The 26425-nt window shown below is 29.4% G+C and carries 33 protein-coding genes; 6 read left to right on the forward strand and 27 right to left on the reverse strand.

Features of this window, described 5'->3' with window-relative positions; translation table 11 throughout:
* Positions 1-11: 11 nt before the first annotated feature.
* From AB3K27_RS14845 to AB3K27_RS14915, 15 genes are all read right to left on the reverse strand, one after another.
* Entirely contained in the window at positions 12-1316 is a 1305-nt protein-coding gene (locus AB3K27_RS14845; RefSeq protein ID WP_368488178.1) for a tetratricopeptide repeat protein, read from the reverse strand.
* A gap of 499 nt (positions 1317-1815) precedes the next feature.
* Entirely contained in the window at positions 1816-1980 is a 165-nt protein-coding gene (locus tag AB3K27_RS14850) for a YtxH domain-containing protein (RefSeq protein ID WP_368488179.1), read from the reverse strand.
* 389 nt (positions 1981-2369) lie between these two features.
* The gene (locus tag AB3K27_RS14855; RefSeq protein WP_368488180.1) at positions 2370-3017 is read right to left on the reverse strand and encodes a cyclase family protein; all 648 of its coding nucleotides are present in this window, start codon (positions 3015-3017) and stop codon (positions 2370-2372) included.
* A 43-nt stretch (positions 3018-3060) separates the two neighbouring features.
* A complete protein-coding gene (locus tag AB3K27_RS14860) occupies positions 3061-3297 on the reverse strand; it encodes a DUF2164 domain-containing protein (protein ID WP_368488181.1) in 237 nt (78 codons plus the stop codon).
* Between the two features lie 31 nt (positions 3298-3328).
* Complete coding sequence (locus AB3K27_RS14865) at positions 3329-3961, reverse strand: DUF6198 family protein (RefSeq protein WP_368488182.1); 633 nt, start codon at positions 3959-3961, stop codon at positions 3329-3331.
* A 173-nt stretch (positions 3962-4134) separates the two neighbouring features.
* Positions 4135-4386 (reverse strand): hypothetical protein, encoded by a 252-nt coding sequence (locus AB3K27_RS14870; RefSeq protein WP_368488183.1) that lies wholly within the window; start codon positions 4384-4386, stop codon positions 4135-4137.
* A 12-nt stretch (positions 4387-4398) separates the two neighbouring features.
* Entirely contained in the window at positions 4399-4776 is a 378-nt protein-coding gene (locus AB3K27_RS14875; protein WP_368488184.1) for a hypothetical protein, read from the reverse strand.
* 26 nt (positions 4777-4802) lie between these two features.
* Positions 4803-5165, reverse strand: coding sequence for a DUF2089 domain-containing protein (locus tag AB3K27_RS14880; protein ID WP_368488185.1), 363 nt, complete (start codon positions 5163-5165; stop codon positions 4803-4805).
* A gap of 222 nt (positions 5166-5387) precedes the next feature.
* Entirely contained in the window at positions 5388-5693 is a 306-nt protein-coding gene (locus AB3K27_RS14885) for a DUF5668 domain-containing protein (RefSeq protein ID WP_368488186.1), read from the reverse strand.
* A complete protein-coding gene (locus tag AB3K27_RS14890) occupies positions 5686-6210 on the reverse strand; it encodes a hypothetical protein (RefSeq protein ID WP_368488187.1) in 525 nt (174 codons plus the stop codon). The genes AB3K27_RS14885 and AB3K27_RS14890 overlap by 8 nt, the downstream gene beginning before the upstream one ends.
* Positions 6191-6649 (reverse strand): hypothetical protein, encoded by a 459-nt coding sequence (locus AB3K27_RS14895; RefSeq protein ID WP_368488188.1) that lies wholly within the window; start codon positions 6647-6649, stop codon positions 6191-6193. Before AB3K27_RS14895 ends, AB3K27_RS14890 begins: the two co-directional genes overlap by 20 nt.
* On the reverse strand, positions 6646-7158 hold the full coding sequence (locus tag AB3K27_RS14900) for a sigma-70 family RNA polymerase sigma factor (protein ID WP_368491249.1): 513 nt from the start codon (positions 7156-7158) through the stop codon (positions 6646-6648). The genes AB3K27_RS14895 and AB3K27_RS14900 overlap by 4 nt, the downstream gene beginning before the upstream one ends.
* A 305-nt stretch (positions 7159-7463) precedes the next feature.
* The gene (locus AB3K27_RS14905; protein WP_368488189.1) at positions 7464-7643 is read right to left on the reverse strand and encodes a hypothetical protein; all 180 of its coding nucleotides are present in this window, start codon (positions 7641-7643) and stop codon (positions 7464-7466) included.
* On the reverse strand, positions 7640-9499 hold the full coding sequence (locus AB3K27_RS14910; RefSeq protein ID WP_368488190.1) for a heavy metal translocating P-type ATPase: 1860 nt from the start codon (positions 9497-9499) through the stop codon (positions 7640-7642). Before AB3K27_RS14910 ends, AB3K27_RS14905 begins: the two co-directional genes overlap by 4 nt.
* Before the next feature lie 112 nt (positions 9500-9611).
* Positions 9612-9887 carry a metal-sensing transcriptional repressor gene (locus AB3K27_RS14915; protein ID WP_368488191.1) on the reverse strand — a complete coding sequence of 92 codons (276 nt, stop codon included), beginning with the start codon at positions 9885-9887 and terminating at the stop codon, positions 9612-9614.
* A 374-nt stretch (positions 9888-10261) separates the two neighbouring features.
* Between AB3K27_RS14915 and AB3K27_RS14920 the strand changes: the two genes are divergently transcribed.
* Together AB3K27_RS14920 and AB3K27_RS14925 are read left to right on the forward strand one after the other, a co-directional pair.
* Positions 10262-10444, forward strand: coding sequence for a helix-turn-helix domain-containing protein (locus AB3K27_RS14920; protein ID WP_368488192.1), 183 nt, complete (start codon positions 10262-10264; stop codon positions 10442-10444).
* 209 nt (positions 10445-10653) lie between these two features.
* Positions 10654-11157 carry a hypothetical protein gene (locus AB3K27_RS14925; protein ID WP_368488193.1) on the forward strand — a complete coding sequence of 168 codons (504 nt, stop codon included), beginning with the start codon at positions 10654-10656 and terminating at the stop codon, positions 11155-11157.
* Positions 11158-11306: 149 nt separating this feature from the next.
* Here AB3K27_RS14925 and AB3K27_RS14930 read toward each other — a convergent pair whose 3' ends face one another.
* Positions 11307-11483, reverse strand: a complete 177-nt coding sequence (locus AB3K27_RS14930) for an aspartyl-phosphate phosphatase Spo0E family protein (RefSeq protein ID WP_368488194.1) — start codon at positions 11481-11483, stop codon at positions 11307-11309.
* A gap of 102 nt (positions 11484-11585) precedes the next feature.
* Here AB3K27_RS14930 and AB3K27_RS14935 point away from each other — a divergent pair, with 102 nt between their 5' ends.
* From AB3K27_RS14935 to AB3K27_RS14945, 3 genes are all read left to right on the forward strand, one after another.
* Complete coding sequence (locus AB3K27_RS14935) at positions 11586-11831, forward strand: helix-turn-helix domain-containing protein (protein ID WP_368488195.1); 246 nt, start codon at positions 11586-11588, stop codon at positions 11829-11831.
* 294 nt (positions 11832-12125) lie between these two features.
* Complete coding sequence (locus tag AB3K27_RS14940; RefSeq protein WP_368491250.1) at positions 12126-12410, forward strand: DUF2382 domain-containing protein; 285 nt, start codon at positions 12126-12128, stop codon at positions 12408-12410.
* Between the two features lie 410 nt (positions 12411-12820).
* A complete protein-coding gene (locus AB3K27_RS14945) occupies positions 12821-14572 on the forward strand; it encodes an ATP-dependent metallopeptidase FtsH/Yme1/Tma family protein (protein ID WP_368491251.1) in 1752 nt (583 codons plus the stop codon).
* A gap of 207 nt (positions 14573-14779) precedes the next feature.
* Here the strand turns inward: AB3K27_RS14945 and AB3K27_RS14950 are convergent, their stop codons facing one another.
* Entirely contained in the window at positions 14780-15805 is a 1026-nt protein-coding gene (locus AB3K27_RS14950; RefSeq protein WP_368488196.1) for a rhomboid family intramembrane serine protease, read from the reverse strand.
* A 72-nt stretch (positions 15806-15877) separates the two neighbouring features.
* On the reverse strand, positions 15878-16936 hold the full coding sequence (locus tag AB3K27_RS14955; protein ID WP_368488197.1) for an HD-GYP domain-containing protein: 1059 nt from the start codon (positions 16934-16936) through the stop codon (positions 15878-15880).
* A gap of 219 nt (positions 16937-17155) precedes the next feature.
* On the opposite strand from AB3K27_RS14955, the gene AB3K27_RS14960 reads away from it, so the two are divergent.
* On the forward strand, positions 17156-17479 hold the full coding sequence (locus tag AB3K27_RS14960) for a hypothetical protein (RefSeq protein ID WP_368488198.1): 324 nt from the start codon (positions 17156-17158) through the stop codon (positions 17477-17479).
* Here the strand turns inward: AB3K27_RS14960 and AB3K27_RS14965 are convergent.
* The 9 genes from AB3K27_RS14965 to ltaE all read right to left on the reverse strand — a co-directional run bounded on the left by AB3K27_RS14965 (position 17471) and on the right by ltaE (position 26270).
* Positions 17471-17917, reverse strand: a complete 447-nt coding sequence (locus AB3K27_RS14965) for a Fur family transcriptional regulator (RefSeq protein ID WP_368488199.1) — start codon at positions 17915-17917, stop codon at positions 17471-17473. The two genes, AB3K27_RS14960 and AB3K27_RS14965, sit on opposite strands and share 9 nt — an antisense overlap.
* Before the next feature lie 20 nt (positions 17918-17937).
* A complete protein-coding gene (locus AB3K27_RS14970) occupies positions 17938-18489 on the reverse strand; it encodes a manganese efflux pump MntP family protein (protein WP_368488200.1) in 552 nt (183 codons plus the stop codon).
* 183 nt (positions 18490-18672) lie between these two features.
* Positions 18673-19443 carry a M48 family metallopeptidase gene (locus AB3K27_RS14975; RefSeq protein WP_368488201.1) on the reverse strand — a complete coding sequence of 257 codons (771 nt, stop codon included), beginning with the start codon at positions 19441-19443 and terminating at the stop codon, positions 18673-18675.
* Between the two features lie 12 nt (positions 19444-19455).
* Complete coding sequence (locus tag AB3K27_RS14980; RefSeq protein ID WP_368488202.1) at positions 19456-21078, reverse strand: S41 family peptidase; 1623 nt, start codon at positions 21076-21078, stop codon at positions 19456-19458.
* Positions 21079-21407: 329 nt separating this feature from the next.
* Positions 21408-23543 carry a cell wall-binding repeat-containing protein gene (locus tag AB3K27_RS14985; RefSeq protein ID WP_368488203.1) on the reverse strand — a complete coding sequence of 712 codons (2136 nt, stop codon included), beginning with the start codon at positions 23541-23543 and terminating at the stop codon, positions 21408-21410.
* A gap of 42 nt (positions 23544-23585) precedes the next feature.
* On the reverse strand, positions 23586-24029 hold the full coding sequence (locus tag AB3K27_RS14990; protein WP_368488204.1) for a MarR family winged helix-turn-helix transcriptional regulator: 444 nt from the start codon (positions 24027-24029) through the stop codon (positions 23586-23588).
* Between the two features lie 233 nt (positions 24030-24262).
* Positions 24263-24913 (reverse strand): isochorismatase family cysteine hydrolase, encoded by a 651-nt coding sequence (locus tag AB3K27_RS14995; RefSeq protein WP_368488205.1) that lies wholly within the window; start codon positions 24911-24913, stop codon positions 24263-24265.
* A 50-nt stretch (positions 24914-24963) separates the two neighbouring features.
* Positions 24964-25122, reverse strand: a complete 159-nt coding sequence (locus AB3K27_RS15000; RefSeq protein WP_368488206.1) for a hypothetical protein — start codon at positions 25120-25122, stop codon at positions 24964-24966.
* 119 nt (positions 25123-25241) lie between these two features.
* Positions 25242-26270: a low-specificity L-threonine aldolase gene (ltaE, locus tag AB3K27_RS15005; protein WP_368488207.1), complete on the reverse strand. Its 1029-nt coding sequence runs from the start codon at positions 26268-26270 to the stop codon at positions 25242-25244.
* Positions 26271-26425 lie beyond the last annotated feature (155 nt).

The following is a 26425-nucleotide window of genomic DNA, read 5'->3' on the forward strand; positions in this document are numbered from 1 at the left end:
ACCCGTTTTATTTAAATCTCTTTCAATATTCCAATCTTTTTAAAAATATTAACACCTTCATTTAAATATTTAGCTGCTTCCTTATCTCTTTTATTATCTATATAAAATTTCCCCAATATTATAGAAATATCACCAATCTCCTTAACATAATCCATATTTTTCACAAAACTCAATGCACTGATAAGTGTACTTTCCGCTTCTTTTTTATTGGACTCAAGCATATCTATTCTAAATTTCAATAAATAATAATATACTAAAGTTCTATCATTACCTTCATCTATTCTTTCCATTATTTCCTGAAGAATTTTTCTAGAATTAGATACATCCTTTAATTTAATGTAATTTTCACATATATTTACAAGGGTCTCGATTATATTACTATCTTTAAGCTTTAGTCTTAATTCTTTAGCCTTATTTAAATGTATAAAAGATTCTTCAATATTATCAAATTCAAAAAAAAGTTTCCCCAAATTATTTTCAATTTTTGCAATATTAACTACATCATCTAATTTTCTATATACACTTAATGTCTTTTGGGAATATTTTATAGCATTATCTATATCTCCTCTTTTTTTATACTCTTCCGCTAATAGAAAAAGTGTTTTTGCATATTCCTTTTCATCGTCCATTTGTTTAAATTTTTCTTTTGCCAGATAAGAATAATTTATAGCCTCTGGAATATTTTCTAATTCAAAATTCACACAAGCTATATAATAATATATTTGTCCAAGTAAGAAATCATCACCTACATTATTTCCCTTATATACTGTTTCTGCTTGCTGAAAATAACTTAAAGAGGAATAATAGGCCTTTAATTTCTTAGATATTTTACCTAAATTCACAAAAGTATTTATAGTTTCTTCATATTTATTATCTTTTATAAATATAACATTTGCCGACAATAAAAATTGTTGTGCAATAGGATACTCTCCCTTGGCCATATGCACTATGCCTCTTAAATATAGATTCTTTGCTTTTTTATGTTCCAAAAAATATTTTTCAGCATAATATAAAGCTTTATCAATATATTCTTCTGATTGATTTAAATTTTCATTTATTATATAAGATTCAGCTATATTTTCAAAATAAGTACAGATTTTTTCTGCCTGAGTTTCTTCTGACTCCATTAGATATTCAATGGAGGTTTTTAGCTCAGATGCTAGATATTCCAATAAATCCATACTAGGATTTGACTTTCCGGATTCTACAAGGCTTATCTGACCTGGTGTAATTCTATCTCCTGCTAAATCTTTTAAGGTCATATTAAGTTCTTTTCTTCTTCTTTTTATTTTTTCTCCTAAAGAAAGTATTTCCATATATTCCCTCTTCCTTTACCCTTGTGTTTTTATTTTAACCATATTAAAATTTTACTTAATAACTATTTTAATTATATCATATTTTTAGGGATAAAAGAAAAAATTTTAACTATATTGACATTAATACAAACTATTTAGTATATAATAACAAAAATATAATGAAGTGTTGCAAAACTGCTTTTTTAAAGTAACTTTACAACGCTCCATTTTTATATATAGATATCCAACTTCAAAACTAAATCATCATTTAACCCTCCCAATATTTGGCTTAGCAGACAAACTGAATCATCTTCAGATATCAACATTTCGATATTAAATGGTAAAACCAGTTCATAATATCTTCTTATTTCGGTATAATTTTTATGTTAATAATTTGTTTTTTTCATAGATTAATTATACAACACTTGCGAGGCTTTCGAGCCACACATCTTCTATATTTGAGCAAAAAATAAACTGCCGCATAATTAAATTATGCGGCAGCCCTTCACATTTCAAAACATCATATTGTAAAATTTGACATTTTCCCATATATATTACCCACACTGTTTCTTAAGTATCTAGAAGTTCTTCTTATTCTTCTTCTAGTAGTTTTATCTAATTCAGGTACTATCATCATGCCTACTGCTGTTCCAATTATAGCTCCTGCTACAAATTTTCCTTTCATCTAATTCACTCCTTTCATAATTTTTCATCCAATACTTTTTTGTTGATTGAATTTCATAAATTTATTTAAGCTCTAAATTTAGATATCTAAAATAAGTAGTAAGTTATATTTTACTCTATATAGCATAGAATATGCAGTTTTAACTTTTTTAAACTATATATTTGTGTAGGCTGTACAATTATTAAAAAGTGCAACAAATCCTACTCTAAATGTCCCCTTCTGGAACATTTAGCACATACTCAAAACTTTAGCTCAGGGCATCTTCCGCCACATTATTTATTATTTTTATATAGATAAAACAAGTTTTCTATACAAAATCATAACAAATATATTTTTATATCAACTAACTCTGGGAAAAACTAAATTTTTATTGAAAAGATATGCTGTTGCTATTCATCTAGAATAGCAACAGCTCTAATAGGTGCTCCATCGGAATTATCATATTTTATTGGAAGGACACATAATGTAAATAGCTTATTACCTATTTTTTCTAAGTAAGTCAAATTTTCTATAATAATCATATCCGTTTTATGAAGAAGTTTTTTATGCACAGTTAAATTTTCATCTGAAATGGGAACAACACTTATCACATCTAACCCCACTCCCTTTTTCTTGCTGCAAATTAGATATTCACAGACTTCCTCTGTAATACAGGGATATTCTCCAAAATAAGAACTTGTACCCCATCGCTTATCCCAACCAGTATGAAATAAAATAAACTGTGCTCTGCGGGCTGTTTCTTTTACTTTCTGGATATATTTCATGGTAATTCCCTCACCCTCCTTTAGGTCACTACAATCAATCACCAACGCTTTTCCTATAAATTGTTCTACAGGAAAAGAATCTAAAGTAGTTCTTTCAGGAAATAAATGAGCTGGAGAGTCCATATGTGTTCCAGTATGGGAAGACATTGTGAGCAGGGTTTCTTTAAAACCATCTTTTTCATATATATTTCCAACTTCTAATTTGGGTGGCTCTGTGCCTGGATAAACCGGCATATTCTCTGAAATAGTATGTGTTAAATCAATTATCTTCAAAAATAAAACCTCACCCTCTTAACTAAACATCTCTTTAATTATTTCAATATTTTTGTATTGACAACAAATCCTCAATCCTGTCATTCATATACTTATAGGAATCATAAACCCCTTGATTATAAAATTCCGGTGCCAATTCTTCTATAATAAATTTTAAAATAAGACTTGAAGCCAAATCGCCTAATTCTTCTCCTCTTTCTTCCAAGAAATAATTTTTTATTGAAGAAATCATTTCATCCTTTTTCTCTTTACTTAATTTAATTGTGTTATTATTTCTCATATATACCTCCATATTATAGATATTATTCCCTCTAGTTTACAAGTGCACTCATTTGCTTTTTAAATAACATATTAACAAGAGCAATGGAACGTCCCACCCCAAGTACAGCTGTCAAAGTTCCAATACCAATTCCGATTATTTTTCCGCCAAATACTAAGCCAATAAATAAGGTAATCAAAACGCAGGATATATCTACTATGTTTTTTGCAAAGCCAAGTCCTTTGTTCATTCTATCCCCTAGTGCCTGTGTAAGGCCATCTGCTGCATTAGGAACAAACTTCATTTCAACAGAAATAGCTACCCCTATTCCAGTAAGCATAATGGCTGCCGCAAGCAAAAGTAATCTTAGCATTAAACTATTGCAATTTATAATTATCATATCATTAAATATATTAATGACTCTGCTAAATAACACACTCATAGGAATTTGCAGCAGGTCAAAATAGCGAAATTTCTTTCCAAGAAGCACTATCTGCCCCACCACACATAGTACATAGGTGCATAGAGTTGCATTTCCTAAATTTATTTTCCAAATATCGGAAGCACAATAGGGAATAGATATAATTGGTGATACACCTAAACCTGTCTTTGTATTCAATATAATTCCTAATGCAAGTATTACAAGTCCAATACAATACATCACTGCTCGACAGAATTTCTTCATATGTCTTCCTCTCTTCTTAATTCTATTTATAGATAATTACCTATAGAAAAACATCTATTTAGAGATATTCTTTATAATTTCCATTATATCAAATAATAATATAGATAAACAATCTAATTTTAAAATAAACAAAAAATTCTCCATGCAAAAATCAAACATGGAGATTAATCTTTTTATAGGGTTATAATTACTTCAATGCCATCCTTTGCTCTAACTTCCACGATTCTTAACCCCTTATATTGCTTTAAAATTCCAAGGCATTTGGAAAATTCTCTAAAATCAATCATATCAAAGTACTTTCTGTCTTTTTGCGGAATATGTGTTCTTACAAAAGATGAACTGAAAATTGATATACCAAGCTTTAAAAATATAAATGGTATAGGTATTATAAATCTCACTTTTCCTGATTTTACATACACTCTCATATACTGCTCTCCCTATTCTATTACCACCTCAACTATATCTCCATTTGCACTTTTTACATCCACTATTTTACCTAAAAGTCCATTGTCTATAGCTTCTGAAATAAGATTCAAATCAATATTTTCCATTCCTTTCACATTATCACTTAGGGGAATCTTGCCTACAGTTTTAAGCATTATCTTTATAAATTTTACTGGAAGATTTACATTTACATTATCGCCATCATTAGAATTAACTCTTATCTTTAACATTTTATCCATGATATCATTATCTGAAGAAAGTTGAACGTCTGTATTTTTATCCTTAAGCGACTCTATAAGTTCCTGGGCCTTATCTGCTGTAATCTTGCCTTCTTCCACCATCTTTAATATTTTTGCCATTTCTTCATTCATTTTTTTATCCTCCATTTTATTTATATTTATTCATTCAACATTTTAATAGCTTCATCTGCGCTTATCTGTCCTCTATCCAACATATCCACTACTTTCTTTTTATCAACTTTCACATCCTGAGCTACATCATATCCAAGGGCAGCTATGACCTCATCAAGCTTTGCTCTTACAGTAGGATAGGATATACCAAGTTCCTTTTCCACATCTTTTATATTTCCTCTGTTCTTTAGAAATACCTCTATAAATTTAAGCTGTTCCAGTGTTAAATATTCAAATTTTGACATTTCAAAATTATTTTCAATTATTGTGCTGCATTTAGGACATTTAAGTTTTGAAATTAAAAGCTTAGATTTACATATAGGACATTTACCTATTATTTTATATGCCAACCTATCATCTCCTTTCACAAATAGTATATCATGATATTTCAATATATTCAATATGTAAATTAAATATATAAAGTATATTATGGTTATTTATTAAAATAATTAATTTAGTAATTAATTATTTTAATAAATACTAGTGTTTGGTATAATAAAATAGCTTTCCATGATATTTAACTTTATCATAGAAAGCTCCATTTAATATGTTATTATACATTTTTAAAAGACTTAAAACATACTCTTAAATTGAGGATAATCTGTAATTGCAAACTGAATTGCACCCATTATCATGGCAAAAATACAAAGTACCATTACAATAAATATGGCTCCTGTATCATAGCTTAGTTTCTCCTCTTTATTTACAATATAGGCTATAATGATCTCTATTCCAATAAGAATTAATATTGCCGGCCACAATGATATTATTAGATTATAATTTATATTTCTAAATATACTATGCATTAAAAACATTACCCCAAATACAATGAGCAGTACACCAGAAGTAAATGTACCTACCCTTCTCCCCCTAATCATCCATATCTCTCTCCTTTTTCTTTCCCATGATAAGTTTTATTCCAATTACAATTATTGCTATTGCTACAATTATCTGGGGAATAATTGCTGTAAAATTGCTTATAATTTCATAGACTTTTATATTTATATATGGTCTAATGACATACCTAATATTGTCCCATATAAGGTAGATTCCCATGCACACTAAAAGTATTCCCAAAAATAATCTTTTCCTTTTAAATAAATTTTTGTCCCAATTAAGCAATTTGTTTATAGAAAATATATAATTATCTTCCATAAGTGAAAACTCCTCTTGAGATAAACTCTGTTTGTTTATACAGTCAAAAAAAGAATAGAACCAAATTAGAGGTAAAACAAATAGAAGAGGTCCTATATGAAGCCATGTTGAAAGAAATATTACAAAGAAAAATGCAGACATAATTGACAATCCCATTTTCATGAATCCCATGTACATATGACCTGCACCAGGAAGAAAAGAAAATAAAATGGTTAAAAAATTACCTTTTTTCATTTTCATTATTAAATACCTCCATATTAATTATTTTATTAGTGAAATTACCAAGCTCTATATTAATTGAATTTATTACCGTAAACTTAGGTGAAACAATTTCCAATGTTTTTATTTTAGTATTTGCCATAAAACTCAATGTACTTGAAAACACAAATATAAGGGATATACATGCGGCAATGGAGACTCTAAGAGAATAAAACAAAAACTGTCTATTTTTCTTTTTATATTTAACTATTTTATTTTTTACTTCTTCTTCAAATCCAAAAGGTACTTCCATAAGTTCACTATCATCAAAACTTTCTGTAAGATATTGAACACATTTTTCACAGCACTCAATATGCTGGAATACAACAATAAGTTCCTTATTATCCAGATCTCTCTCTTTAAACTTTTTTATACACAAATTACTTATATGCCCATCATTATCAAATAGATTATTCCTCAAACAAATTCCTCCCTCCATAAAATTTTAAGAAGTTTTTTTGATCTATATAATCTTGTTTGGAGTGTTTTTAAATTTTCTCCTGTATCTTTTGCCATATCAGAAAGTTTTATATTTTTACAAAAATAATTTACTGCCACAGTTTTGTAGGGTTCTTTTAATCTATTACACAGGTTATATATTTTTTCATCACTATACTTGCTTAGTACACTTTCTTCTGGAGAGTCCTTTGTATCCTCTATGTATTTATAATCTTCATTGGTAAGACTTTCTAACTTTCTAGAAGGACTTTTAACATGATCCTTACATTTATTTAACGCAATTTTTGTAACCCATGCTTTAAAATTTTTACCATCAAATTTATTCATATTTTCATAGGCAGTTAAAAAAGTCTGCTGTGCTATATCCTCTGCATCAAAATAATTTTTAGTAAAGGAAAAACAAATGGTAATGATTAAACGTTCATATTGTTTTATGTAACTTTCAAATTGATTTTCACAAATAATCACCACCACCTTTTTAGTCTTATAATAATATAACGATTTATAAATAAAAAATACTTCACATAGTTTAGAATTATTTCACATTTCCACAAACTCATTTTATCTTGCATTCAAATACATATTACGACATTTTTTACAAACTATGTGATAGCATATATTATATTCTTAGCATATTAGGAAATCTAAAAGCAAACTCCACCTGAACCTCTGAAGCACTTAATAAAGCTTCTAGTATACATTATTTATACATTAATAATACATACTAGAAGCTCTTGAAACTATATTCAGAATTATCCCCATCAAACAGAAGATATTTATAGCAAAAACTTCACCACTACAGAAGCAACAGCCAATACTACACCTATAATAGATATATTTCTATATATCCTTACAGATTCAACATCAGTTTTTTCTTTTTTCATATATATAATCCCTGCAATAAACATTCCTACCCCAACAATAATAAAAAGTCCAAATAAAATCCATGCCTTCATTTTAATTTCCTCCATTTCAATAATAATGATGAATTAATAATAACTGCAACAGAGCCCACATTATGTACCAGTGCTCCGACAACGGGATTTAGTATACCTGTAATGGCCAAAGCAATAGCAATAAAGTTAAGCATCATAGAAGCGGTAAGGTTTATATTAATGGTTTGCATGGTTTTTCTGGAAAGTTGTAAAAGATGTGGGATTTCTTTGATATCATCCCCCACAAGGGCAATATCTGCAGCATCAATTGCAATATCACTTCCAATTCCACCCATGGCTATTCCTACATGTGCTGTCTTTAATGCAGGGGCATCGTTAATTCCGTCACCTACCATGCAAACAAGATCACCCTTATCTTGATACTCTTTAATGGCTTTCATTTTATCCTCAGGCATACAGTTTGATTTTAAATCCGTAATTCCAGCAATTTGCGCCATATGCTTTGCTGCCTGTGGTGCATCACCAGTAATCAATACAGTTTGAATTCCTGTCTGATGGATTGCATCAATTGTTTTTGAAGCATCGGGACGAAGCGTATCTGACAAAGCAATAAGTCCAATAGCTTTCTGGTTTGCTGCAAGATAAATCACTGTACTTCCATCTGCCCTGGCTGCTTCCGCTAATTGACAAAGGGTAACTGGCAATTCAGTTCTTTGTTCAGATAACAAAGCTTCATTGCCTGCCAATATCCTGTTACCGTCTACATCAGCCAAAACCCCTCTGCCTGCAATAAGCATAAAATTATTTGGTTCCTCTGGTAATCTGCCATTCTTCTCTTTATAATAGGAAACAATTGCTTTCCCCAAAGGATGTTCTGAACACAACTCCGCAGATGCTGCAAGTGCAAGTAATGATTCTGAGTTGATATTTGGTACACAGCTTTTTACTTGAACTACTGCAGGCTTGCCGTAGGTAATAGTACCGGTTTTATCAAATGCCATTCTCTTTATTTTCGCAAGCCGTTCTAAAGCATCGCCTTCCCGGATAAGAATACCATACTTTGTAGCATTTCCAATTCCGGCCATAATCGCTGTTGGTGTTGCAAGCACTAATGCACAAGGACAAAATACAACAAGAATAGTAACTGATCGAATAATTTCATGGGTAGCAAGCCATGTGCCAACTGCCGCTGCAAGTGCTATCACTACAATCCATGTAGCCCACCTATCAGCTATTCCAACAATTTTTGCCTTCCCCGCATCTGCTGATTCAACAAGACGAATCATTCTTTGCAGTGAACTGTCCTCTCCAACTTTTTGTGCAACCATTTCAAAAGTGCCAAATTGATTGACAGTTCCACTGAAAACCTCATCGCCCTCATCTTTATCTACGGGCAAAGATTCACCGGTCATCACAGATTGATCCACAGAAGTTTGTCCTTTAATAATTATTCCATCAACAGCTATTGTTTCTCCTGCCAATACCCTCAGGATATCACCCTCTTTGATTTGATCAGCAGAAATTATAGATTCTTCGCCATTTTGTACAATCCTTGCAATTGTAGGAGTAAGATGTACCAACTTTTCAATTCCAGCACGGGCTTTGGCAACAGTACGTTCTTCTAAATAAGCTCCAATCATCATAATAAAAGCCACTTCACCAGCTGCAAAGATTTCTCCAATAGAAATTGAAGCAATCAATGCAATGGAAACTAGCACATCCGCCTTAATATCAAACTCAGTTACCAATCCCCAAATGGCCCCTTTTACAATGGGAATACCACAAAAAATAATTGCGATCCATGCCACATTGATAGGTAAATTTCCCACATTGAAAAAACTTACAGCCAAAGCTATTAGAGATAATGAAAGAAATAACAAAGTTCTTTTGTCATCATCCTTTAATAACTGTATCAATAAAACCACTCCTTTATATACCCATAGGGGTATATGTATATTGTACCCTTGTAGGTATGCCCTGTCAATAGAAAAAGCAACTGTTACTTTCAACAGTTGCCCATTAGGACATCTATGACATTCTTGAAAAATGCTCTACAGCCTTGGCAAAATCTGCTATTGTTTTATCAGCATCTCCATGTTCAATACCTTCTCTGACACAATGGTTTAAATGGCCTTCTAAAACCACCTGACCTACTTTATGCAAAGCACTCTTGGCAGCATTGATCTGAATTAAAACATCTTCACAGGGAATATCTTCATCAACCATTTTATCAATAGCTTTTATCTGTCCCATAATTTTATTCAGTCTTCTATGTAGATTGCCTGCATCCATGCATTGGCGCATTATTACACCTCCTTAATATAGTATATACTACCATCCTCCTGTTATAACGTCAACTTAATCTAAATTCTGATACTTCGAGGCATTCACCTTTTTCCACAAATTGCTTTAGAACATTTAAATTTAGAAAAATAGAGAATCAGTTTTATTTTTTGAAAAGAATAAGTCTTTATGTTTTTTGGGTAGTTCATTTTTTACAAATTTTAAATCTGCTGTCCACTTTTCATTTCTACCTACATTTTTTACTATCAGTATAGAAATGTAAAATCAATTTAAAGGTTAATCTTTAGCACATTAGGCGGTGAAGCATTTTGAAAATATATTGGTATGAAAGAAGCAAAAATGTTATAGGATCTAGAGTTAAAAAAGCTCGTCATATGTTTAGTCCTACTTTAACTCAAGAAAACTTAGCTGCAAAATTGGAACTTATGAATATCAGACTTGATAGAATATCTATCTCAAGAATTGAATCTGGTGATAGATTCGTAGCTGATTATGAGGCAATTGCAATTGCTAAGGCACTTAATGTTTCTCTTAATTGGCTTCTACTGGGTAAGTAGTTCTTATATAACCTAATATTTTTCTGAACTCTCATCCCACTCTTCAACACAAAAATAAAATACATTAGTTGAGAATTTCTACCTTCTTCTACCAACTATTTAATATCTTATCATGAAAATTATGATATAATTACCATTAGTAAAGACAAGATAGTAAAATTATAAGTAATAAAGATTATTTATATAACCTTTTGTCAGGAGGTAAATTTATGCTGATGCAAGAGCTAACACCAGAAACAGTTGAAGAATGGAAAACTATTTATGTTGAATACAAAACAAAACTGTATCCAAATAGAAAAACAGCTTTAGAAATAATCGAATATCTTAAGCAAAAATATCCTATAACAGAGGAAACAAAAGAAGAATTAAAACAGGTTGTTGTGGACAATGTGCTAGTAAATGAGTATTATTCAAATAAGTTGCCTAACAGCAAAATACCTGTTGCGAAAGTGTTTTTTATTGAAAACATGGGGTTAGGAAAGTGTCTTTATGAGAAACAGGATGATGTGTTCAAGGAAAATAAAATTATTGTAGGAGTAGAACTTGAATCAGCGTTTTTCATGGTTGAAGGAAGCAGTATGTTGTGGGATGAATTATTTGCTTTCAGAGGTTTAGATGAGGATGATTTAAATAACTTTTATTTAGTTGCAGAATATATTATTTGTTTGAAAAAATTTGATATGTTGGACAGCGTATTAGCAGGAGTAAAATGAGAATAATTTGTATTTGCAGTTAAGAGACAATATTCATATTTAACATAATAACTAAAAAAGCAAATAATTTATTCTAGCACCGTAAAATTTAAATTTGAACTGCACCCTGTCAAGTAGACAGGATAGATTTCACAGATAAACAATAACTTCTATTTATCTAAAATTCCTTTTTTCATATAATCTACAATTAATTTGTCCAGTTTCCAACTTAGATTTAATGTATCCATACTCATTGTACCTTTGTTTAGAATATCCTGTAATAATTTATTATTCAAAGTTTCTCTCACTTCTTCTATTTGATGTTTCATTTTTATATTCTTATCCATATATATCCCCCTGGAGAATCAGAAAACTTGCTCTACAAGCAAATTATAACATTATTTCTCACATATAATCAATATGAATGACTATTTTGGGGGATTATCTTAATGGGATACGCTAAAAATAAAGACAAAAATTTAATTGGTGATAGAGTAAAATATGCAAGGCTTAAAAATAAACCCAAGGTAACTCAAAATGATTTACTTGCAAGACTTGCAGTAAGAGGTATAGAGCTTGAAAAAACAACAATATCCAAAATTGAATCCAAAACAAGACCAGTCTCAGACAAGGAACTTGTTGCTATTGCTGATGCACTAGATGTAAGCATATTATGGCTTCTTGGAAAGGAATGATAATATTCTCTTTTTTGTATAATGGCTTTCCTTTAATAAATCTTGGGCTATTTCTACAGCCTTTTCTTCCTTAGCACTACTTATTTATGTCTTCCACACAGTACTCTCTCTAGCCTTATAAATTTCTTAGACAACATAAAAATATATGCAACATAATTATTAAAACTTAAATAAAAATTACATTTATTTGTTGTAAACCATTTACTTTAGCTCCATATTTCACAAAGGATATATTAATCCAGCAAGGATAAAATATTAATGAGTTAAAAATATGCACTTATAGGAGGTAATATGATGGGTCTATTTGACAATATTTTAGGCAATGACAATAATAATAAGAAAAGTGAAGATGAAGGAAGACTTACACTTCATAAGGAAGAGCTCGATATAAATAAAAATAAGGTTAAAATCGACATACATAAGCAGCCAGTGGCTTTAGAAGATGTTTCAGTTAGTAACAATCAATATAAAGAGATAAAGCATATAACTAAAACACTAAAAAAGGAAGTTCCTCATATAAGTACTAAAGGGGATGTAAAAATTGTGGATAAGGAAATTGATAAGAAATATCAAAACTAGAAATGTGGGATAATTTAATAGTTCCAAACGCTTTCTAATTCTCATTATAAAAAGATTTTATCCCTTTCCACAAATTGCTTTAGAAAATTTTATGATTTTAATTAGACTAACAGAGAAAAATATTATAATATCATTATTATAGTAAAATAATAATACAGTTTATTTATTTTTGTAAAAATATATATTAAATTATTGAATTATAGGTATTTTTTATATTATTAAGTGATTCTAAGATTTAGATGAAGTTTGCTTATGAGAAATGCTTTTCTCCACTTGAATCTTAGAAAAACTTATTCAAACGCAGGCAGTGCTTATCCCCTACTTTGAAGAGGCTGGGGGGTATTAGCTAGTTGCAGAGTTTGGATAAATCAATTGATCTATTCCGGGAGGGGATGCTTATGAAGAACATAATAAAAAATATAAAAAATAAATTTATTTTAATACCAGTTTTTACCTTTATACTGTCTTTAACTTTTTTAATATTCATAAGTTATACAAATAATTCTATAGGCTACAAATCATACACTTTATTTCAGAAAGACTTATTGGATAAAAGAATTTCAACAGTTTATATTACAGACAACCCTAAAATGAGGATAAAATTGAAAGATGGCAGTATATATGAAACAGACAACCCTAGGACACCTAATACTAAACAAATGCTATTAGAAAATAATATACTCGTATCTGAAGATTATCCCATAAATAGTAAACAAATATACCCGGCTACCTTACTACTTTTATCTTTTATATCAATTATATTTATGAGGATAAAAAATTCTGAAAAAGTTTCCAAAAAAACTTTAGCTATTGACTCTTTAGATACTGCTGCTGTAAAAGATTTTAATTATACTTTTGAAAATGTAGCAGGAAATGAGGAGGCAAAAGAAAGTGTAAAAGATATAGTAGATTTTTTAAAAAATCCTGAAAAATATGCATCCTATGGAGCAAGAATGCCAAAAGGCATAATGTTATACGGACAACCTGGAACCGGCAAAACTCTTCTGGCAAAAGCCGTTGCAGGTGAGGCAAATGTTCCTTTTTATGCAGTGTCCGGTTCAGATTTTATCCAGGTATATGTAGGTGTAGGAGCCAGCCGTATAAGACAGTTATTTAAAAAAGCTAGAAACAACAGTACAGGAAAGGCAGTTATATTTATAGATGAAATAGATGCTATTGGCAAAAAAAGAGATGGTACCAATGCTTCTGGAGGTTCTGACGAAAGAGATCAAACCTTAAATGCCCTGCTTACAGAAATGTCTGGCTTTAATGAAAAAAAAGGAATTGTAGTGATAGCTGCAACAAATAGATTGGACATGCTAGATCCTGCACTTTTAAGACCTGGAAGATTCGACAGGCATATAGAAATAACTCTTCCGGACATTTCTTCAAGGGAAAAAATTATAGCTGTTCATTTAAATAATAAACCTGTAGGTAATTTGGATTTGCATGAATGGGCTCAAAAAACTTCTTATTTTTCAGGTGCAAAAATTGAAAATTTAATAAATGAAGCTGCAATAATTGCATGTAAAGAAAATAGCAGAGTTATTGAAGATACACATATGGATAGGGCTTTTTCTATAATTTTGGCGGGATATGAAAAGAAAAATAGAGACTATATAAAAGATATGGACAAAAAAATAACTGCATATCATGAAGTAGGTCACGCTTTAGTATCTTTAAAGGTACTTCCAAATGAAAAAATATCTAAAGTAACAATTATACCAAGTACTAATGGAGTTGGAGGTTATACTTTAAGCATTCCAGAAGACAAACTTTATGAGAATAAAGATTACTTAAAAAAGAGAATAATGATACTTTTAGGAGGAAGAGCTGCAGAAGAAGTTATATTTGGTTCCAATTATATAACCACCGGTGCTCATAATGACCTGCAACGAAGTACCCACATAGCTTTCAATATGATAACTCAATATGGTATGGGAGAAACTTTGGGGCTTTTAAATATGCAAGAGCTTATGAAATTAAATATAAATCAGGATAAAATTATTGAAGAATGTAAAAAGTTAATTGACTCTATGTACTATCATACAAAAAACATTATAATCGAAAACAGACCCCATCTTAAAAAAATAACTGAATTACTTATAAAAAAAGAAACATTATATGCAAAAGACCTAAATCTAGAGTTAATATCTAAATAAATCTAAAACTCATATTCGGTATAAGCTGTCATATTTTAGCTGTTTACATACCGGAATCAAGTGATTCCTAGGTCCAGGTGGAGTTTGCACATGAGGAATGCTTTTCTCCATCTGAACCTTAGAATTACTTAGCCATGTACACAGCAGTGCTTATCTCCCTCTTTGAAGAAGATAGGAGTATTAGCTGATTACTGCGTTCGGAAAAAATTAAACTTTTTTAAGACCTATATTACTTATTACGTAAGTAATAAGTATACCTCCTATAAGCCCCCCTATATGTCCAAAATTATCTACATTAGCTACGGAAAACCCTATTATAAGGTTCATTATAATTATAGTTACTATATTCATAACAAATTCCTTAGCTACAGAATGTTTCATTTTAAGGGCAAATACCAAAGATGCACCCAAAAGTCCAAATATTGCTCCTGAGGCTCCTACAGATATGGAAGATGAGAACATATAACTAAATATGGAGGAAAACAATCCTGAAATAATATATATAACTATATATTTAAGTTTTCCATATACTTTTTCAATAAAAGTGCCCATCACATAAAGAGAATACATATTTACTCCCAAATGTACTATGCCTGCATGTAAAAACATACATGTAAATAATCTATAGTATTGTCCTTTATCTATGAGAAGATTCACCTTAGCTCCCATAAATACCAATACATTTAAATTACTATCTATTATGCTGCCGGATAAATATGAAGTTCCTATATATACTAATATATTTAAAGCTATAATTATATAGGTAACAATTATCTCTTTTATTCTTTTTCTACTGGATATATTTTTAGAATCCCTCATATAAATCATACTCTGTAATATTTGGTTTGCCAGCTCTCTTGATCCTTCTGTATAATATACTAATTGATTTGAATCAGGATTAATTAAAATTAATTCACACTGTCTATGTATTTTATAATCTAATTGATAATTATTTATATGTTCTACAGATAAGTTAGTTTTTCTATTCATAATTATTTGTGTAAACTGTAAATTCCTATTTTGAAATAACTTTTCTAAGTCTGAAATAAGAGATTCAAAATTCATATTTCTATAACTTTCATCTTTGAGGAAAAATATAACTCTTACTGCATTATTTTCTTCCCTCCATAATGCCCACTTACCATATAATCCCTGATTTTTTTCTATTTCTATAATTTTAAAATTATAAGCTTTATATAATATTTCTATTAAATTATCAATATACAAGTTCATATTCTTCTCCCTAAAAGCATAAAATAATATATATCTAATTTACACTATATAAAAATTTTTATTCTGCTTTTATTAAATCAATCCCTTTATAACCACATTAGGTGTCTGTAATAGGTCCAATTCATAACCAGGTATAGAGTTCCCTGTATCCACATCATAAAGCACTCTTATTACTGGCCTATCCGGAAATCCTTTATTTTGCTTTACAACATAACCTTTAATTCTATTTGATAATTGAACTCCACACCCTAGAGGATATATAGCAAAAGTATTCTTAAAATTATATACTAAATTTTGATCAAAATTACTACCACTTCCCGAAAGTATAAGTTCATAGGCATCATTTGGACTGAATTTTCTTCTATAACACCTATCATTGCTCACTGCGTCATATACATCACATATACAAATTAGTTTTGCATAGTTTGTTATCTGCTTGTCCTCAAGTCCATAAGGATATCCCCTGCCATCTATTCTTTCATGGTGTTGTTCAACTATTTTAATTACTGCATCTGAAATTATAACATTTTTTTTAAGAATTTTAGCCCCATATATAGGATGATTTTTTATCTCTTTAAATTCTTCATCTGTTAACTTAGTTTCCTTATTCAATATTTCTAAGGGAATCTTTGTTTTCCCTATATCATGCAAGGAAGCCCCTATGCCAATTTCTCTCAATTGCCATTTGTCATATCCTGCTGAGACACCTAGAAAAGAAGCCATAATACAAGTATCTATTGAGTGAATAAATGTATAATTATCATAGGTCTGTATATCATAAAGACTTTTATTCACATCGCCAAGTTCAATTATATAGTTTACCATATCTTCTATACCTATAAAGGATTTTCTCAATTCTTTTTCATTACAATTATATAAATTACTCATTATATTTGACATACTTTTCATTGACGCTTGCTTCAATTCCAATAACTTTTCATCTTCTATATTCACATCTTCTAATCTTTCATCTTCTACATATAAATAAAATACACCTAACTCTTTCAATTTATTTATATAATTATTGGTCAATTCTACTCCTGTTTTTAATAAAACTTGTCCATCGCATGTCAATATGCTTTTTCCAAGCACATCTTTTTCATTAACTCTATTTATGAACTCTAATCTCATTGCTTCACCTCAATAAAATTTGATATATTCAATTTCTTTTCTAACTAAAAGCATATCACATTTAAGATATAAATTAAAATATTTTAGTTAACTTACTAAAAATTAATTATGAAGGATTAATTCATTTTTAGCTAAAAATACTAAAATTTCTATTTACTTACAAATAGAAATTGGTTATTATAATTATAAAGAATATTTTTTATATTATGGAGGTATCTCATGAAAAAATTTATATTTTCCATAATAGTTACCTTGTTAACTATTGTAATAATAAAAAATATATATATATCAAAAAAATGTATGGATATCAACTATGCAGTTAAAAACTATTTTACTACAGGAATTTTTAACAAATACAGAATATATAACATGGAAGATGTAACTCTATCATTTTCCAACGGTAAAGCTGCTTTCATTAAAGTTAAAGGTATATCAGGTAAAACACCTCACCACAAAGTAGAATATACTGTATTTTTAGAAAAAAATATTAATGGTACTTGGAAAGTAAAAAAGGTATATACTAATGAAGTAACTCTACAATAATTTTCTTGTACCATGATTTAGTTGTTTATTTCTACAATCTTTACATATACCACTTATTTTAAAATCCAATTCTTCATCTACAAGTACAAAATCTGTTTTACTTTTTATTATTTCTTCTATTTGTTGCATGGGACAATCTATCTCTACTTGTTTTTCACATACCTTACATTGTAATATATGTTTATGATTTTTTCTTATTATAGCATAGCTGTGTCTTCCTTTACCTAAATCAAATTTTCTCACAATTTTTTTATTTTCAAATAACTCCAAAGTTCTATAAATTGTAGATAAATCTACATTTACATTTTTTTGTTTATACTCTTGAAATAAATCTTCTACACTCATTGCACTTTCACTTTCATATAATATATCTAAAATATTTAATCTTGCCTGTGTAACTTTTATTCCATATTTTCTTAAGGATTTTTCTATATCCATAAAACCACCCCAAATTCCACTTAAAAAAGCATCATTTTGATACCAAATATAATAAGTATTATGCCCCCAATATAGTCTGCATACTTGCTTATAGCATGTATTTTTCGAAGATACCTTGAGATAACAAAAGCAAAAGAAGTCAATATAAGGGTTACCACACCTATAAATAAAGTATGATATAGTATATCTAACACATTTCTCATATTGTTTAAAGCAGTAAATCCAATCACTAAAGCATCAATACTTACAGAAATCCCAAGTATAATAACCATTCCAGGTTTCACAAGCGTATGCTGTTTTTTACTTTGAAAACCTTCTTTAAGCATAAGTATACCTACAATTGATACTACTGCCCCTCCAACTATTTCAGGAATAGAGACAATATACTTATTAAATAAAAAACCTCCATAGGCACCCATCATAGCAAAGAAAAACTGAAAAAATGCAAAAGATATTATAAATTGAATTTTTTTATTTCTTTTTATTGAATTGTTTAGACCTATAGATATAGCAACACTAAAAGCATCTAAAGAAAGTGCCAGAGCAATTAAAAATAAGGATCGAAATGCCATATTACCTTTCCTCTCACATTGAAATTATCAAGTTCTTCTAAGGTTCAAGTGGAAGTTTGCCTATGAGAAATGCTTATCTCCATCTGAACCTTAGAAGAACTTATCCAGGCGCATAGCAGCGCTTATCTCCCACCTTGAAGAAGATGGGAGTATCAGCTAATTCTAGCGTTCGGATAAATAACATTACCTCACTATATGTATATATGGTTTATTTATATATATTCCACCTTTAAGATTCATAGGAAAAACAAGTATATATCCATTATTCTTAAGCCAATCTCTTCGACTTACATAATCAGGTATCTCATGTTCCACCAGCTTCCAATAATCTTTAGAATGATTCATATACACCAGATGACATAATTCATGTACAACTATGTATTCTATGATCCTCATAGGCGCCATTAAAAGTCTGCAGTTAAAATTTATATTTCCATTTGAATAACAACTTCCCCATATGGTTTTCTGACATCTAATAGTTATATTCTTGGGATATACATTCAGTTTTTTGCTATACACATTTACCTTATACTTAAAAATCAATTTAGCTTTTTCCCTATAAAATTTAAATATGATATCTCTCATATTTTCTTCGTCTTCCAACAAAGTTTTACTTCCATAGATTACAAAGTTATTTTTAAAAATTTTAATATAATATTTTTGTGTGTCCAATATATATTTTTTAATATTTAAAAGTTTCCCAAGCCATAGTATTTTTTTCCCCTGTTGGATATCTATTAACTTTACATTTTGCATTCTTTCTTTTACTATGTGGACATTTTTCAATATCCAGGGTATCTTATTTTTTACAACTTCCTCTATATACTTATAGCTTATATGATAGGGAGCATATATAATTACTTTTCCCTTTTCATCAATTTTGATACTTATATTTTTTTTACTTTTTCTAATTACCGTATAACTTAATGAAAGAAATTGATGAGTAGTTTCCATATTTTTACCTCTCTATTTCTTTACAACAATAGGCTTTATGACATCTTTAATCTTTATGTAATAAGTCTGTCCCTTATCTAATTTTTCTTTTGGGGTAAGAACGGCCTTACTGCCTTTTAAAATGTTTATATCAAAATCCACTCTCTTACCTGTATTACTATTTATGATCTCCATAGTTATATTACTATTTAAATCAAAATTTATTTCTTTATTAAAAGTTACAGTAAATGACTTATCTTCCGGTACTTTATTTAAAGTATCTAATAACTTATAATCAGAGTAAAAAAATTTATATATATTGTTAAAGTATTCATCAGGAGCATTTTTCCAACCATCTTTAGTTCCTATATAAACTTTAGATTTTGATGCATGTCCTATTATATACTTAAAAGTTGACCAATACTCTTCACTTTTAGCCATATTTAAATCTATATTAAATTCTCTCTCATCTAATGTAATTTTCACAAATCCACGCTTATCTATATTATTTCTACACTTTCCTGATAACAGTTGCGCTACTTTTAAAGCATCTAAATCGTCTGTATCCAAGTCAGGTTTTACACCTACTTCTTGTATTTCTTTACCCAAAGGAGAATAAAATTTTTGTGTAGTCAATTTTAACGCACTTCCATTAGAAAGTTGAAATATTTGTTGTGCTACTCCTTTTCCATAGGTAACATTGCCTATAAAAAAGGCTTTCTTATAATCCTTAACCGCAGCCGCCAATATCTCAGAAGCACTGGCTGTATTTCCATTGGTTAAAAATATAACTGGTTTATCCATTACAATTTTATGTTGCCCGGTTAAATATCCTATTTTATTCTTATTCTTGTCCTCAACTATTAAAGCCAAATTATTCCCTATAAAATTTCCAGCTATATCTACCGCAGAATACATATACCCTCCCCCATTATCTCTCAAATCTATTATATAGCTTTCCGGGTTTTTTACACTAAGCTCCTCCAATGTCTCATCTAATTTCTGAGAAGTATTTTCTCCAAAAGATGATATATAAATATATGCCGTGCTATTATCTAACATAATACCCTCTACTGTAGATAATTGTAATTCTGCCCTCTGTATACTAAAATTTAGTATTTCATTCCCCCTTTGTACTACAAGATTTACATTAGTACCTTCTTCACCACGTATATATTTCCCTATTTCATTTATATTCAAATCAATAATTGAACTTGAATCCACAGAAGTTATAATGTCTCCTTCTTTTAATCCTGCAATTTCTGCCGGAGAATTCTTGATTACAGAAACCACCTGAGCTCCAGTAGAAACTTTATTCATTTCTATGCCTATTCCACACACTTTGTTATCTATCTGATTTAAAAAATCTTCCTCTTCCTCAGCTGAAAAATATTGGCTATAAGGATCACCCAATCCAGTCAATATTTCATCTATGCTAGATTTATTTAATACACTATCGGATACATCATTAATATAGTTATCTTTAATTATATTTCTAACCTCGTTCAAAGTCTGGGAATCTTGAGCATGTACACTAACCGTAAAACCAAATATAAAAAACATTAATGAAAATATTATAAAAATATTTTTCACATTAAAATTTAGTTTTAATTTCTCAGCTGAACCTATACCCCCAAATTTAGATCTGATTTTCATACATATTCCTCCTAATTTTAAATCAATTATACACTTTTTTGAAAAATATATACCGTTTTTGAAAAATATCACATAAAAAGGATATACATTCAATATAAAGTTTAAAATATTGATCTGCACATCCTTTTTTAGTATTTCTAAATTAAGTGATTCTTAAATTCAGGTTAAATTTTCTATAAGGAAGCTTTTTCTTCATCTGAATCTTAGAAGAACTCATAAAGGAGCATATCAGTACTTATCCCACCCTAAAGAAGCTGAGGTATTAGCTAATTACCGCTTTGGAATAAATATCATATTAAAAACGTCTGTTATTTATCTGAAAATTTTAATTATTTCTTCTCACTATTAGTCGCCTCTAAAAGCTTATTATAATCTATAGAATTGGTCTCTGTGACTTCAGGTAAACTTACTTTTACATTTTTATTCATATTATAGCTTTCAATTGTAAAATTAAATCCTAATCCTAAAGTATTCTTTATATTGTCTGGTGTGATTTTTTCATTATTTTTACTTGCATTATTTATAACTGACACTAGTTTAGCAGTATCAATATTTAAATCTATAGTACCATTTTCTGCTATAATATATCCATCGCATATATTATAAGTTATATCTATCCCTTTATCTCCAATTATATTTACATATTTTACAGCATCTATAAAAGTTTTTATATTATCTGCAGTTGTTTCCGGATGTAAGTACATAAGAGAAAAAGTCTCCTCCAACTGTTTTTTTTGCATATCCTTATCCCCATCTTTGGAAAGATCTATAAATGTAATTAATAGTTGTTTTACAAAACTTATAAAATCTTTATCCTGTATGAAATTTTGTGCTGTATAGTCCAATATCGATTTAAAAGTAACATCTGTAAGTTTTAAATTATAAGTTTCAGCATACTTGGCCTCCCCTTGAGTATCCATTCTCATTAAACCCTTATAAGTTATAAAATCAAATCCTGAATTCCATCCTTCTGAATATCTTTTTAAAAAGCTTTCAAACTGAGGTTGAAAATTGTTTTCAAAATCCACCATGTCTTTAAAATCCAAACTGCTGTTATCTGTATTTTTTATTATTGCTAAAGGATCCATAATTATATATTGTTTTTCTTGAAATTCCTTTGGAAGGTAAGGTCGCAATACATCCGGTATTTTCACAACTTCCTTAATCCCTGTATTATTTTCATTGATATCTACGGCTAACCAGCCCGTAGTCTGTATATCCATACCCGCAACTTGTATTGTAACATCTTTTTCAATGTTACTGAGAATTTTCTCCTTGCTACTATTAATCTTAGTGCTTAAACCTATTTTAGGATTATTTATAATTGAAATGGTATATTTACCCTCTTCCTGATTTTCTTCAGGTAGTCCACCTCCTAACTCGGTATAAGCTGAAAGGTCACTATCCCTTCCTATGGAATTTATTTCTTGTTCATTTGTAGAAGTATTCACTATACCATTATCTATAATTTGATTTTTAGATATAGGCAATATGCTTTCCAGAGTAGAGTCACTTATAACCCCTTGTCCACCTAAAATATTTATTTTGCTTATTAAATTCAGTTTATTTCTCAGATAATCTTGAATTCTACTATCATATTTATCCTTTATCAATATTATAGGAGATGAGGTCAAAGCTGCCATTGCAGAACCTGACAACCCATCTGCTAAATCATCTTCATTCGCCAGATAAACTGTATCATAATTTACATCGTCTTGAAACTTTTCAAGTATATTTATACTCCTCTCGTATTCATCTTTTCCTAGAATTCTATCTACATTATTAAATTTACTCATGATATCATAACTTGTTAAGCTACTGTCTCCAACTAAATAAGCCTTGGATACGTATTTGCTAATATTTTCAATACTTTTTTCATAAGCATCGTCAATAATTTTAGGTACTAATATTAAAGGCATTCCCTTGGAGGCCGCAATGGAACAAATCGTAATAGAATCCGAATAATTTTCCTCATTTACCATTACTATTCCATTTTCCATACCTACCATTTCAGCTATTTTAAAGGAAGTATCATATTTATCTTTTCCATCTATTCTTGTAATTTGAATTCCTTTATCTATAAATTCACGTTCTATGTCAGATGATATAAAATTTTCTCCTCCTATTAAGAATATCTTTTTTACCTTCAATCTATAAAGTTCTCTATTTAAATTAATCCATTGCATGGGATTATCCAATTTATCTTTTGAGGTTAGTAAAATAGGTGCATTATATTTTTTAGCAAGAGGTGCTGCACATAGTGCATCTTGAAAATCTTGTCCACTAACTATCACTGCATAATCTGAACTTTCTTTCCATCCATTCTGGCAGATTAAAACAGAAGTATCATATCTGGTAAAACCACCTATACGTTCTGGTGTAATTGCAGCTTCAGCCTGGTTTAAAACTCCAAAGTTTAAACATAAAATAGCTAAAAGCAAACACCCAACCTTCTTTATATTCACTGAGTATCCCCCTTTATTGTTTTAATAGAGCTTATAGTGTCTCTAAACAATATCTTTTTCCATTATTTCTTTTAAAACCCTTAGTCCTTTTGAAATTATATCTATTTCTTCATCACTGGCAGATTTCAATATCTGTACACAATAGGATAATCCTTTATTATTTAAATCATCCAGTAATCTACGTCCTTCTTCTGTTAAATATATTAATATTTTTCTCCTATCATTTCCATCTCTTTTTCTATGTACAAAACCCTTTTGGGATAGTTTATCTATAATTACAGAGGCTGTACTATTAGGTAATCCTGACTTTTCAGTTATTTCCTTTAAAGTCTTCGGTACATCCTTTTCAACCTCATTTAATATAATAAGAGATGATATTCCTAAATTTGAAATATTTTCCTTGTTTATACAAAATAATTTCTTTTTCATAAGTTTTACTATAACTGTAAAATCCGTTATAATTTTATACTCTTTCTCTCTACCCATAAGCAGTTCCTTTCAAAGCAAAATTATATATGAAATATTAAAATCTTATTAATTAAAATTTAATAATCAATAGTTAAGTTCTTTCTATAGTACAATAATTATACCATTATTGGCTATTTTCTTCCACATATTTAACAATAAAATTTAAAATTTTGTTTACAATTATTTACTTATAATAAACAACAAGTCCAGAAATCTTCTACTTGACTTGTTGTTCATTTAAATACAAATTACTAAATAATTATGCTGTCTACTATTTCTATACCATTCATTTGCATATTGTATAGGGATATAATCTTCATTAAATCTCCGTCATGACTCTCTAAATCATAGGTCTCCACAGAGTCTGCAGGTACTATTATTCTTCTATCCATATTCTTCTGATTAAAATAAGTCTTTAGTGTAACTGCAAAATTTATTACACAAATATCCACTTCACAGCCTACTACTATATAATTTTCAATAGTATTTTCATTTTCACTCAACCAATTTTTAAATAGAGGTGCGTGAAAACCATTAGTGCTATTTTTAGGTATCATAACTATATTATTATGATCTATCAAATTTTCCTTTAGCTCTGGTATAAGTTCACATTCTTTAGTTCCCCTTTTGCAGTGAATTCCATGAGTTTTATATTCTATGGAATCCTCTTCATGTTCATCTAAAAAAAATATCTTTTTATACCCCAAGGTACTATTATTTAAATCTGCTATATTTTTTATTATACCTTTAATTCTAGGTGAAGCTAAAACTCCTTCATGTACAAAGCCATTAACCATGTCTACCACCACTAATGCAGTATTTTCTTTTTTTAAATCTCCTAAATTTAAATTTCCTCCTTTAACTTCCTTTTCCATTTCTAATATTTTTTTAACATCTAACATATTTTCTTTTTTCCTCCATTCAATCTTTCATAATCTATTTTTATTATATATCAGTTCATAATCACTTTTTCCCAGGCATTTATATATTCCTTTATACTGTTTGTAACCATTTCACTTTTACTACATGCTGAAGTATTAGGTATAAATAACATTATAAGTATTAGCCATAAAAATATTTTTAGTATCTTCAACTGCTGTATTTTGTTCATTAGCCATACTAATTGCATCTTATATTGATTCCACAGCAGCTTTTGGAAATTCACCATAAATTAAAATTAATTCATAATCTTAATATTAAAAGGCTGTAAAAATTTACAGCCTTTTAATATTATAGAATTATTTCTTTTAAAGTTTTTACCACATAAGGTATATCTTCTTTACTAACCCAGTAATTAGTTACAAATCTCATTTTTCCATTTTCTTCAGGATTTATTTTAATTCCTTTTTTATAAAATTCCTCTACTAATTTATTACTATCATATCCTGTTTCAGACATATCAAAAAAAACCATATTTATATGTATATCTTCTACATTAACTTTAATACCTGGTATTTTTGAAAGTTCTTTTCCTAAAAATAATGCATTTTCATAGTCTTCCCTTAATCTCCCAGACATATGCTTTAATGCTACAATACCAGCAGCTGCTAAGAATCCTGCTTGTCTCATTCCTCCCCCCATAAGTTTTCTTCCTTTTCTAGCTCTTTGAATGAAATATTCTGATCCTGCCAGTATGGAACCTACTGGAGCACATAATCCTTTAGATAAACAGAACATAACAGAATCACAATATTTAGTTATATCTTTTACGTCTACTTCTAAATAAGCTGCTGCATTAAATATTCTTGCACCATCAAGGTGTACTGGTAAATTATATTTTTTTGCTTCATTAAAAATTTCACTCATATTTTTTAATGAAAGTACTCTCCCATTAGAATAGGCATTTTCCATACATATAAGGCTTGTCTCTGGATAATGTATATCTTCTTTACATCTTATTGTAGACCTCACTTCATCAGGATCCATTTCGCCGCCTTTAGTCTTTAATGTTCTAAGCTGTACTCCTGCTATAATAGCTGGAGCCCCTACTTCGTGAACTACAATATGGCTGTCCTCTCCAAGTATTACTTCTGTTCCTCTTTTACAATGAGTGAATAATGCCAGTTGATTTCCAAAGGTGCCACTTGGTACAAATAGTGCCGCCTCTTTCCCCATAAGTTTTGCTGCATATTTTTCCAATTTCACTACAGTGGGATCATCTCCATATACGTCATCTCCTACTTCTGCCTTGTACATGGCATCTCTCATGGCTTGAGTAGGTTCTGTTGCTGTATCACTCCTCAGTTCTATGAACCACATAAACATACCTCCATATTTAATCATGTATTTATTACAGTTATAAAATAAATTATTTAAATATAATGATACACCATAAACCATCATATCATAAATTCTCTGTTAATATATTACTGGTTTAGGTTGAAATCATACAAAAATCACTGGATAAATTAAAC

Source organism: Clostridium sp. BJN0013 (genome assembly GCF_040939125.1).
GTDB lineage: Bacteria > Bacillota > Clostridia > Clostridiales > Clostridiaceae > Clostridium_B.

What these genes read in the sequence shown, in the direction of transcription:
- AB3K27_RS14845 (WP_368488178.1), bottom strand. Translation starts at nt 1,316, where the DNA reads ATGGAAATACTTTCTTTAGGAGAAAAAATAAAAAGAAGAAGAAAAGAA.
- AB3K27_RS14850 (WP_368488179.1), bottom strand. Translation starts at nt 1,980, where the DNA reads ATGAAAGGAAAATTTGTAGCAGGAGCTATAATTGGAACAGCAGTAGGC.
- AB3K27_RS14860 (WP_368488181.1), bottom strand. Translation starts at nt 3,297, where the DNA reads ATGAGAAATAATAACACAATTAAATTAAGTAAAGAGAAAAAGGATGAA.
- AB3K27_RS14865 (WP_368488182.1), bottom strand. Translation starts at nt 3,961, where the DNA reads ATGAAGAAATTCTGTCGAGCAGTGATGTATTGTATTGGACTTGTAATA.
- AB3K27_RS14870 (WP_368488183.1), bottom strand. Translation starts at nt 4,386, where the DNA reads ATGAGAGTGTATGTAAAATCAGGAAAAGTGAGATTTATAATACCTATA.
- AB3K27_RS14875 (WP_368488184.1), bottom strand. Translation starts at nt 4,776, where the DNA reads ATGAATGAAGAAATGGCAAAAATATTAAAGATGGTGGAAGAAGGCAAG.
- AB3K27_RS14885 (WP_368488186.1), bottom strand. Translation starts at nt 5,693, where the DNA reads ATGATTAGGGGGAGAAGGGTAGGTACATTTACTTCTGGTGTACTGCTC.
- AB3K27_RS14890 (WP_368488187.1), bottom strand. Translation starts at nt 6,210, where the DNA reads ATGAAAATGAAAAAAGGTAATTTTTTAACCATTTTATTTTCTTTTCTT.
- AB3K27_RS14905 (WP_368488189.1), bottom strand. Translation starts at nt 7,643, where the DNA reads ATGAAGGCATGGATTTTATTTGGACTTTTTATTATTGTTGGGGTAGGA.
- AB3K27_RS14915 (WP_368488191.1), bottom strand. Translation starts at nt 9,887, where the DNA reads ATGCGCCAATGCATGGATGCAGGCAATCTACATAGAAGACTGAATAAA.
- AB3K27_RS14920 (WP_368488192.1), top strand. Translation starts at nt 10,262, where the DNA reads ATGTTTAGTCCTACTTTAACTCAAGAAAACTTAGCTGCAAAATTGGAA.
- AB3K27_RS14925 (WP_368488193.1), top strand. Translation starts at nt 10,654, where the DNA reads ATGCTGATGCAAGAGCTAACACCAGAAACAGTTGAAGAATGGAAAACT.
- AB3K27_RS14930 (WP_368488194.1), bottom strand. Translation starts at nt 11,483, where the DNA reads ATGGATAAGAATATAAAAATGAAACATCAAATAGAAGAAGTGAGAGAA.
- AB3K27_RS14935 (WP_368488195.1), top strand. Translation starts at nt 11,586, where the DNA reads ATGGGATACGCTAAAAATAAAGACAAAAATTTAATTGGTGATAGAGTA.
- AB3K27_RS14940 (WP_368491250.1), top strand. Translation starts at nt 12,126, where the DNA reads ATGGGTCTATTTGACAATATTTTAGGCAATGACAATAATAATAAGAAA.
- AB3K27_RS14950 (WP_368488196.1), bottom strand. Translation starts at nt 15,805, where the DNA reads ATGAACTTGTATATTGATAATTTAATAGAAATATTATATAAAGCTTAT.
- AB3K27_RS14955 (WP_368488197.1), bottom strand. Translation starts at nt 16,936, where the DNA reads ATGAGATTAGAGTTCATAAATAGAGTTAATGAAAAAGATGTGCTTGGA.
- AB3K27_RS14960 (WP_368488198.1), top strand. Translation starts at nt 17,156, where the DNA reads ATGAAAAAATTTATATTTTCCATAATAGTTACCTTGTTAACTATTGTA.
- AB3K27_RS14965 (WP_368488199.1), bottom strand. Translation starts at nt 17,917, where the DNA reads ATGGATATAGAAAAATCCTTAAGAAAATATGGAATAAAAGTTACACAG.
- AB3K27_RS14970 (WP_368488200.1), bottom strand. Translation starts at nt 18,489, where the DNA reads ATGGCATTTCGATCCTTATTTTTAATTGCTCTGGCACTTTCTTTAGAT.
- AB3K27_RS14975 (WP_368488201.1), bottom strand. Translation starts at nt 19,443, where the DNA reads ATGGAAACTACTCATCAATTTCTTTCATTAAGTTATACGGTAATTAGA.
- AB3K27_RS14980 (WP_368488202.1), bottom strand. Translation starts at nt 21,078, where the DNA reads ATGAAAATCAGATCTAAATTTGGGGGTATAGGTTCAGCTGAGAAATTA.
- AB3K27_RS14990 (WP_368488204.1), bottom strand. Translation starts at nt 24,029, where the DNA reads ATGGGTAGAGAGAAAGAGTATAAAATTATAACGGATTTTACAGTTATA.
- AB3K27_RS14995 (WP_368488205.1), bottom strand. Translation starts at nt 24,913, where the DNA reads ATGTTAGATGTTAAAAAAATATTAGAAATGGAAAAGGAAGTTAAAGGA.
- AB3K27_RS15000 (WP_368488206.1), bottom strand. Translation starts at nt 25,122, where the DNA reads ATGAACAAAATACAGCAGTTGAAGATACTAAAAATATTTTTATGGCTA.
- ltaE (WP_368488207.1), bottom strand. Translation starts at nt 26,270, where the DNA reads ATGTGGTTCATAGAACTGAGGAGTGATACAGCAACAGAACCTACTCAA.